The sequence below is a fragment of the Marivita sp. genome, from assembly GCF_020055635.1.
GTDB lineage: Bacteria > Pseudomonadota > Alphaproteobacteria > Rhodobacterales > Rhodobacteraceae > Marivita.
Map to the genome: position 1 here is coordinate 1 of NZ_JAIPUT010000096.1, position 9,032 is coordinate 9,032.

General features: G+C 61.6%; 9 protein-coding genes and 1 pseudogene. 3 read left to right on the forward strand and 7 right to left on the reverse strand.

What is annotated here, in order from left to right:
* Positions 1-414 precede the first annotated feature (414 nt).
* Together LCF60_RS22225 and LCF60_RS22230 are read right to left on the reverse strand one after the other, a co-directional pair.
* Complete coding sequence (locus LCF60_RS22225) at positions 415-798, reverse strand: hypothetical protein (protein WP_292294731.1); 384 nt, start codon at positions 796-798, stop codon at positions 415-417.
* A gap of 98 nt (positions 799-896) precedes the next feature.
* Positions 897-1,358, reverse strand: a complete 462-nt coding sequence (locus tag LCF60_RS22230; protein ID WP_292294739.1) for a hypothetical protein — start codon at positions 1,356-1,358, stop codon at positions 897-899.
* On the opposite strand from LCF60_RS22230, the pseudogene LCF60_RS22235 reads away from it, so the two are divergent.
* Positions 1,309-1,464, forward strand: a pseudogene (locus tag LCF60_RS22235) (IS630 family transposase); the annotation flags it as partial. The gene LCF60_RS22230 and the pseudogene LCF60_RS22235 sit on opposite strands and share 50 nt — an antisense overlap.
* Positions 1,465-1,564: 100 nt before the next feature.
* On the opposite strand, the gene LCF60_RS22240 reads toward LCF60_RS22235, so the two are convergent.
* The 5 genes from LCF60_RS22240 to ugpB form a co-directional block, all read right to left on the reverse strand.
* Positions 1,565-2,443: a glycerophosphodiester phosphodiesterase family protein gene (locus LCF60_RS22240; RefSeq protein ID WP_292294732.1), complete on the reverse strand. Its 879-nt coding sequence runs from the start codon at positions 2,441-2,443 to the stop codon at positions 1,565-1,567.
* Positions 2,440-3,468 (reverse strand): sn-glycerol-3-phosphate ABC transporter ATP-binding protein UgpC, encoded by a 1,029-nt coding sequence (gene ugpC / locus LCF60_RS22245; protein ID WP_292294733.1) that lies wholly within the window; start codon positions 3,466-3,468, stop codon positions 2,440-2,442. Before ugpC ends, LCF60_RS22240 begins: the two co-directional genes overlap by 4 nt.
* A gap of 5 nt (positions 3,469-3,473) precedes the next feature.
* Positions 3,474-4,319, reverse strand: coding sequence for a sn-glycerol-3-phosphate ABC transporter permease UgpE (ugpE, locus tag LCF60_RS22250; RefSeq protein ID WP_292294734.1), 846 nt, complete (start codon positions 4,317-4,319; stop codon positions 3,474-3,476).
* Position 4,320: 1 nt separating this feature from the next.
* On the reverse strand, positions 4,321-5,205 hold the full coding sequence (ugpA, locus tag LCF60_RS22255) for a sn-glycerol-3-phosphate ABC transporter permease UgpA (RefSeq protein WP_292294735.1): 885 nt from the start codon (positions 5,203-5,205) through the stop codon (positions 4,321-4,323).
* A gap of 73 nt (positions 5,206-5,278) precedes the next feature.
* On the reverse strand, positions 5,279-6,589 hold the full coding sequence (gene ugpB, locus LCF60_RS22260; RefSeq protein ID WP_292294736.1) for a sn-glycerol-3-phosphate ABC transporter substrate-binding protein UgpB: 1,311 nt from the start codon (positions 6,587-6,589) through the stop codon (positions 5,279-5,281).
* Positions 6,590-6,734: 145 nt separating this feature from the next.
* On the opposite strand from ugpB, the gene LCF60_RS22265 reads away from it, so the two are divergent.
* Both LCF60_RS22265 and LCF60_RS22270 read left to right on the forward strand, forming a co-directional pair.
* The gene (locus tag LCF60_RS22265) at positions 6,735-7,673 is read left to right on the forward strand and encodes a LysR family transcriptional regulator (RefSeq protein ID WP_292294737.1); all 939 of its coding nucleotides are present in this window, start codon (positions 6,735-6,737) and stop codon (positions 7,671-7,673) included.
* Between the two features lie 687 nt (positions 7,674-8,360).
* On the forward strand, positions 8,361-8,891 hold the full coding sequence (locus LCF60_RS22270) for a hypothetical protein (RefSeq protein WP_292294738.1): 531 nt from the start codon (positions 8,361-8,363) through the stop codon (positions 8,889-8,891).
* Positions 8,892-9,032 lie beyond the last annotated feature (141 nt).

The window sequence follows — 9,032 nt, forward strand, 5'->3', positions numbered from 1 at the left end:
CGGATGACTTACTTTCAAATATCGCTGAAAAGCAATCCCTGATCTTCTTCTCTTTCCAAATATTGCCGGGGTCTGGGACATAGCCCAGCAGTTGGTTGATGATAGTCTACAGTGGCCTCGGAAGTCGAGCGAGTGGCGATTCAGGCCACGCGAATTTTTCGAGGCTTGCAAGGAGAGTGCAAGACCGAGCTGGTTTGGTGCGCTTTCGACGTAGCCTCATCCGGAGAACCTGCGCTGGCACTGCGAGAACATCTTCGGTCGGGCGCTGCCTGACAAGCCCACTTCGTGGGAGTAGCAGGGCCACAGCACAATCGGCACTGAGGTGTAGAGCTGATCGAACGGCTTACGCAGCCGTGAAACGCAAAAGGGCGCAGCATGTGCTGCGCCCCTGCGAGAACCGGGATGGCGGTTGGATTAGGCGTCGTGCCGGTAGTCGCGGGCCAAGTCGGACGGGCAGAGAGGGTGCGAAGCGATCTTCTTTGCATTCGCCGAGGTGGCGTTGGCAAGCATCCCCTTGAAGAACACCGCGACGAAGCGCGGGTCGGCCTCGTCGGGGTCGGCGAAGATCTCCTCAAGGGTGTCCTTCATCGCCTTCATCTGGCCTTCGCGGCGCTTCTGTTGGCGGCCGGCAACCCGGGCGCCAGCGGTCGCGATGCTTTGTAGGCGCTTGTGGTCGCCGTCATCGAGCGCATTGAAATCGATGGGCGGCGCCTTCTTGCGCCGCTTTGGCTTCTCGGGCTGTGTTTGGTCCGTCGTGCGCGGAGGTTGGTTGTTCTGCGGGTTGGTATCTTCGGTCATTGCATTATTCCTGTGAGGTTCAAGGTGGTGGGCCATCCGGTCCCAATAGGGATCTGGGTCCGACCGAAATCGATCGGAAAGAATTCGAGGAAGAAAAATCACTCGCGCGGGGGCTCGTCGTGCTCGGCCGCCTGCTTGCCCCTCAGATGCGAGGTGAGCGCCATGATACTTCGGGTCAGGGACGTGCGGGCCGAGGCGACCTGCTCGCGCAGGTTCATCGGGAGCAGGTTCGCAATCCGTACGATTGCATCGTCGGCCTGCCGGACCTCGTCGAAAGCGTCCGTCAGTTCGGCGCGGGCCACCGCTCGCTCCTCCTGCCTCAGCCGGGCCACGGCCCTGCCGAACAGCCGCCGCGCGAGAGTTGGCTTGTCCGGAACCGGTTCACCACCCTGGGCGTCGTCCTGCGCCTGATCGCTCTCCGCACAGCCGATATCGCCATCCGCGACGGCCCGCGCGACCGTCAAGACCTCGTCGGCCTCACGCTGCTTGTCGCTCGCGACCTGCTCGCGTTCAGTGACGGCTGCTTCATTCTTGGTCGAACGGTTCTTCGCCGAGATCACGTCAAGGCGAATCCGACGCGCCAGCTATTCCAGCGTCGATGATCTTGAGGCCGCGATCTACGATTATCTGGCGCACCACAACGAGAGGCCCAAGCCCTTCAAATGGATCAAAAAACCACTGAGGATATTCGCACCCGTCAATGCCGCGCCTTGGACAAGCTCGATCAAATCCGAGGGGACCGGTAAGATGCGGCGGACTCAGAGCACTAGGGGCTGTCTGTCAGGCACCGCAGGCTGATGCGTTCGGGGTCATCCGTGATCAGCCCGTCCACACCTTGGGTGACCAGGCTGCGAGCGCGCGCAGCATCGCTCACGGTCCAGGCGAAGACCTGCAGACCTGCATGATGAGCGCGATTGATGATGTCATAGTCGAGATCCTGATGCGCGGCCGACCAGGTAGACCAGCCATTTTCCGTGAGGATAGGCGCCACACCGTCGCGACAGACCGCGTCAGCCCAACGGCCAAGCCAGGGGCTGCCCTCATATACCGTGCGGGGCGTACCGCGTTCGCTCGACAGGGCTGCGATCCGGGCCGAGGGCCACCGACGCTGCACCTCGGCGAGGACCTCCCAGTCGAAGGACTGGACAATCAGGTCGGCGGCTTCTTTCGATGTCGTATCGATCTGCGCCAAGATCGCTTCGACGCATCGCGATACAGGAAGGGCGTTTAGATCGGTGACATCGCGCTTGATCTCAAGCAGGACCGGTGTCGCCTGTAAGGCCAGAAATGCCAAAACCTCTGAAAGGCGCGGAATTTGTGCAGAGGGAAGAGGCTGCTGATCGGGAAAGCTTTTGGCGACTGGCCCTTCTGGGCGGGCCATCCCGACGTCAAGCTTGGCCAGCTCGGCCCAGGTGGCCGAGCTTACTGGTATCCCTGGATCGGGCAGCCAAAGGCCGTCGCGCCGACACAGCGCGCCCGTCAAAACCGTGTCGTGCACTACGACCGCCACGCCGTCCGACGTCACCTGAACGTCGATTTCGATCATGTCAGCGCCCAGATCCAACGCCTTTTGGAAGCCCGGAATGGTGTTTTCGGGTAATAGGCTCCGAGCGCCGCGATGACCAATAATCTGAACCTCGCTCACGTCGCTACTCTTTTGCCCTGCTTGTCAAAGAAATGCAGGTCCATCGTGTCGACTTCGAAAGCCACAGTCTCGCCGGGCGCGGGCACGCTGTCACCGGGTATACTCGCGATAAGCTCGGTTTTGCCATCGGGAAGGACTCCGTGGATGTTCGACGTTGACCCCAACCGCTCAATCACCCTGACGGTCAGTTTCAAAGGGCCGTTTTCCACGAGGCGAAGCGCCTCTGGTCGCACGCCGATCCGCAAGTCGGCGTCGGCATTTGCGATTCCGGCCAGATCGGGCGCCGCTGCAGCGGGGATCACATTCATCGGGGGCGAGCCTATGAACTCCGCAACGAAAAGGGATGCCGGGCGGGCATAGATTTCCATTGGCGTGCCAACCTGTTCAATATGGCCTGCGTTCATCACGACCAGCCGATCAGCGAGCGTCATCGCCTCTTGCTGGTCATGCGTGACATAGATCGCGGTCGTCGCAAGACGTTGCTGCAGGTCACGGATTTCAACCCGTGTCTTGACCCGAAGCTTGGCGTCGAGGTTTGACAACGGCTCGTCAAACAGAAACGCGGCAGGCTCGCGCACGATGGCACGGCCCATGGCGACGCGCTGACGCTGCCCCCCAGAAAGCTGGCGGGGCTTGCGATCCAGATAATCGGTCAGGCCGAGTATTCTGGCAGCTTCCGCGACGCGGCGTGTGATCTCGTCCTTCTTTTGACCTCGGTTTTTCAGCCCGTAGGACATGTTTTGGCGCACCGACATATGCGGATAAAGCGCGTAGTTCTGAAACACCATCGAGATGTCGCGCTCTGCCGGTTCAAGGTTGTTGACCTTGCGGCCCGCGATATGAATCTCGCCCTCGGTCAGCTCCTCCAGGCCCGCGACCATGCGCAGCAACGTGGACTTGCCGCAGCCTGAGGGGCCGACAAGAACGCACAGTTCTCCGGCCTCGATTTCAAGGCTCAGGCCCGGGATCGCCTCGACCCCACCAGGATAGACCTTGCGGACGGATTGGATTGAAATATTACTCATTTTTCTCACTTCTCAACTTCGACAAGGCCGCGCACGAAAAGGCTCTGCATTCCGATGATAACGGCCACGGGCGGCAGCAGCGCCAGGATCGCGGTGGACATGATCAGGTGCCATTGCGGTGTCTCCTCGCCCGCATTGGCCATGCGCTGAATGCCCATGACGATGGTGTAGTAGCTCTCATCCGTGGTCACGAGCAGCGGCCAGAGGTATTGATTCCAGCCATAGATGAACAGGATCACGAACAGTGCCGCCAAATTGGTGCGCGACAGGGGAAGCAAGATATCCTTGAAGAACCTCATCGGTCCTGCCCCGTCGATCCGCGCGGCCTCGGTCAGTTCGTCCGGGACCGTCATGAAGAACTGCCGGAAGAGGAAGGTCGCCGTGGCGGAGGCGATCAGCGGGATCGACAGGCCCGCGTAGGAATTGAGCATGCCGAGCGAGGCCACGACCTCGAAGGTGGGCAGGATGCGCACCTCGACCGGCAGCATCAGCGTGATGAAGATCGTCCAGAAGGCCAGGATGCGGAACGGAAACCGGAAATAGACGATGGCGAAGGCCGACAGCAGCGAGATCGCGATCTTGCCCAGCGTGATCGACAGCGCCATTACCATCGAGTTGAACAGCATCAGCGACAGCGGCGGCGCGCCTGCGGTCGAGATGCCCTCGCCCAGCACCTGGCTGTAGTTGTTCCAGAATTCTCCGCCCGGCAGAAGCGGGATACCGCGCGCCACCGTCACCTGATCGTGGGTCGAGGCGACGAAGGCGAGGTAGATCGGAAACACGAACAGCGCCGCGCCAAGTATCAGCACCGCGTGCTGGACGAAAGTCAGAAGGGGGCGATTTTCGACCATATCAATATTCCACCCGGCGTTCGATGTATCGAAATTGGATCGCGGTCAGAGCGATCACGATGACCATCAGGATCACCGATTGCGCCGCCGAGGAGCCGAGGTTCAGCCCCTCGAAGGCGTCGCGCCAGACCTTGTAGACAAGGATGTTCGTCGCCTGTCCGGGCCCGCCGCTGGTCGTGGCATGCACCACGCCGAAGGTCTCGAAGAAGGCGTAGACCACATTGACGACGATCAGGAAGAACACGGTTGGCGACAGAAGCGGCAACTGGATCGTCCAGAACCGCCGCAGGGGACCGGCGCTGTCGATGGCCGCTGCCTCGGTCAGCGAGCGCGGGATGGCTTGCAGCCCGGCAAGGAAGAACAGAAAGTTATAGCTTACCTGCCGCCAGGCCGATGCGATCACGATCAGCGCCATCGCGTCCGATCCTTTGACGTAATGATTCCAGTCGTAACCAAGGGCGTCCATCGCGTAGGCGGCGATGCCGATGGTCGGGTTAAACAGGAACCACCACAGAACGCCCGCCACCGCGGGGGCCACGGCATAGGGCCAGATCAGAAGGGTCCGGTAGGCCGTCGCGGTGCGGATGACCCGGTCGGCCATGACGGCAAGGATCAGTGCGATCCCCATCGACAGGCTGGCCACCAGGGCGCTGAAGGCGATCGTGGTCCAGAAACTCTCGAGGTAGAGCGGATCGCTGAACAACCGCTCGAAATTGGCCATTCCGACGAATTCCGTCCGCAGGCCAAAGGCATCCTGGCGCAGCACGGATTGATAGATCGCTTGGCTTGCGGGCCACAGAAAGAAGACAATTGTGATCACGATTTGCGGCGCAATTAGCGCGTAGGGCAGCCAGCGGTGCCGGAATGTAACTCTTTTGGGGCGCAAGGCAGGGCTCCGGACGTATGAGACAAAGGAGCGGCCTGCAGTGAGGCCGCCCCGGATTTTTCAGGATAATAGATCAGTCGTTCGCATCTTCGAAGTCGCGCAGCAGCATGTTGCCGCGTGCAGCTGCCTCGGCCAGTGCTTCGGCGGCGGTCTGGTTGCCGGCCCACAGGTCCTCAAGCTCTTCGTTGATGATGTCACGCACCTGAACGTAGTTGCCAAAGCGCAGACCCTTGGAGTTTGGGGTCGGCTCGTTCAGCGACAGCTGCTTGATCGCGGTGTCGGTGCCGGGGTTGGATTCGTAAAAACCCTGCTCTTGGCTCAGCTCATATGCTGCCGTGGTGATCGGCACATAGCCGGAAGCCTGGTGCCAGTCGGCTTGGACCTCGGGCGAGGACAGATAGTTGAAGAACTCGGCAACACCTTGGTATTCCTCGTCTACATGACCTTCGAGCACCCAAAGGGTCGCGCCACCGATGATGGAGTTCTGAGGCTCTTCTGCCGCTTCGGTGTTGATCGGCAGCATTGCCTGACCAAACTCGAACTCGGCCTGTTCGGAAATCCCGGCATAGTAAGCCGAAGAGTTCATCCACATCGCGCACTCGCCCGAGGTGAACAGCGGCAGCGAGTCGCCACGGCGACCGCCATACTGGAAGGTTCCGTTTTCCTGACTGTCAGCAATGCGCTGAAGCAGTTCCGTAAGGTCGTCCGACTCGTCAAAGACCAGTTCGGTTTCCAAACCAGCAAAGCCGTTTTCCATCGTGCCGATGGGCTGATCGTGCCACGCGAGGTAGTTCTCGATCATCACCCAGGACTGCCAGCCGAAAGAGAAGGCACAGTCGTGGCCGTTTGCCTGCAACGCTTCGGCGGCAGCGAACATCTCGTCCCACGTCTGCGGGACCTCGGTCACTCCGGCCTCGTCCAAAAGGTCGCGGTTGTACCACATGACCGGGGTGGAAGAGTTGAAAGGCAGCGACAGCATGTCGCCGTCCGGCGTGGTGTAGTAGGATTTCACCGCGGGCACATAGACTTCGGAGTCCCACTCGATGTCGGCGTTGTCCATGACCGCCTGAACGGGCCTTACGGCGCCTTCGGCGGCCATCATGGTCGCGGTGCCAACCTCGAAGACCTGAACGATATGCGGCTGCTCGCCTGCACGGAAGGCGGCGATGGCGGCGGTCATGTTCTCGGTGTAGTCGCCCTTATAGGTCGGGACCACGGTGTAGTCGTCCTGCATCTCGTTGAAACCGGAGGCGATTTCCTCGACCTTTTCTCCCAAAGCGCCGCCCATGGCGTGCCAGAGCTGGATTTCGGTTTGCGCGAAGGCCGGTGCGGCGGCCATCAGGGCCGCCACGGCGGTGGCGGTAGTGGTGCGGTAGAGGGTCATGTCTCTTGTCTCCCGAATTTCGGATATTCTATGACAGTTCGTCGCCGCGTGATGCGGTGCGATGCAAAGACAAAACATCTTTGACGTCCATTAATCAAATGAAGTTATTTCAACAATTCGCATAACGTTATGTTATAGAGATTGAGTGAATGATGAAAAACGAGTCCTTGCCAGCAGACCGATCAGCCTTACGCAGCTTGAGGCTTTTCAGGCCGTCGCTCAGGCGGGCAGTTTTACACGCGCCGCGGGACTGTTGGGCAAGTCCCAACCGGCGCTCAGCCGTCTGCTCGCGGCCCTGTCCGACACCGTCGGCGTCAAGCTGTTTGAGCGTGACGGCACCAAGATCATCCCCACGCCTGAGGCCAAGCTGCTGCTGACGGAGGCGGGACGCGTCCTGCAGTCCGCCGCCGGATTCGAGCAGATGGCGCGCGACATCTCGGAACGCCGGGCCGGTCGGCTGCGCATCGCATGCCTGCCTGGCTTCGCCACGGTGCACCTGCCCAGATTGCTTAGCCAGTTTCTCAAACAACGGCCTAATATCGAGGTCACGCTCGAACCGGATCGTCCCGAAAACATCCTCGACTGGCTGGTATCGGGGGAATGCGACATCGGCCTGACGGCGGATTTCCCAGGCCATCCGGCGGTCGATGCAACGCGGGTGCCCATTCGCACTGTGTGCATCCTTCCGCAGGGACATCCCGCGGCAGACAAGGCTGAGGTCGTGCCTACCGATTTGCGCGCAGATCGATTGATCCATACACGCAGCGACGACCCATTCTACGTCGAAGTCATGGCCGCTTTCGAGCAATGCGGCGTACAACCCGTCGGCGTGGTCGAAACCCGCCAGTTTGGCACCGCATGCCGCCTTGTCGCCGAGGGCGTTGGCGTCTCTATCGTAAGCCAGCTCGATGCGGCAGAGTTTGCCTGGACCGGACTGGTTGCGCGTCCCTTCTTTCCGAATGTGACGCATAATCTTGACGTCCTGCGCTCCCGCCTGTCTCCGTCCTCGATGATCGCCGTCGAATTCGAAGACCTTTTCATCAGCAGTCTCGGACCTTACCGGACCAACCGGACTCGGCGCTGAAATTTTCGCGGGCTCCGGCGCTGCGATCCGAGTCGAGACTCCTTCCCAGATCAACGAAGCGACCGTTCCCTTGTCCACGGTGGGGCTGCCGAGATCCTGCGGCAGCGATAGCTGCACTGTGGTCTCTACTCACTAAGTAGCCCGCGCAGTCGGCCCTTCGGACCTTTGTGCTCGAGCTACCCGTTCGCCGGGGGCTGACGCCCCCGGACTCCGGCGCCGCTGCGCGGCGCCAAGGAGACGCGCAACTCTCCCAGACCCTCTGGCGGCCTGCAGCCGGACCAGAGAGCGCGCCGCCCCTCTGAACACCCAGGGCAGGGTCGTCGTTCGCCACTCCCCCTGCACCCCCTGGCGTCTCCCGACAGGCTCGGGTCATCGTTCCGCACTCCCCCAAGACCCCCTGCTCCCGGAGGATGCCGCTCCGCGCGCGCCTCCGAACCTCCCCCCGTTCTCGGAAAGACCGTTCCGCACCTCTTCCCGAACCCATCCTTGCTCGTCTCCCGACGGGGTCGAGAGGGCGGCCCCTCTCGACGCTCTCCCCCCAATTACGCAGGCAGGACGGTCAGACAGGGAGCAGGCCAGCCCCTTCTGTCGTGCGCGCGCCTTTTGACGCGCACGACAGAAGGTCCCGGCCGATAGGATAGGAAGGGATCGAGCGCGTCGGACATCCACCAGACAAGGACACCGAAAATGCTCGACAGCATCACCAGCACTCTCACGATGACCGCCGTATGGCAGGACCACCTGTCTTATGGCGACATCGTCTCCTTCCGCTTTCCCCTCGCCGAAGACGGCCACACCGGGCGGCCCAAGGCGCTCCCATGTCTCGTCCTCGACATCGAAACGCACGGCGGCGAGCGCTACGCGCTGCTGGCTTACGGCACCACTTCGCGCCGCCGATCGAACATCGGCTATGAAGTGCATGTCCGCCGCAAGGTCGACTACCTGTCGGCGGGCCTGAACGAGCCGACCCGCTTTGTCGGCGCACGACGGCTGCTCGTGCCGTTCGATCACAGCGGGTTCGTGATCTGCCGAGCCACTGGCGCGCCCGTGCTTGGGCGCCTCGACGGCAACCCGTTCGACGCGATGAACGCCGTGCGCGGCCGCATTCACGCGGAGCGCGACATCGCCGCCGACCGACGCGGCCGCACCCGGAGGGGCGCAGCCAGACGGCGCAAGGCACATCCTGCATTCCTTGGTGGAAAGGCGGTGCGCGCATGATCTCCACATCGTCCACCACGCTCTTCGACCAGCAGGTCGCACTCGTCCACGCTGTCGTCGCCCTGCGGCACGGCATGGCCGAACATCTGAGGAAGCAAGTCCTGCCGCACCTGGACTTGGACGCCCAGGACACGGTGCACG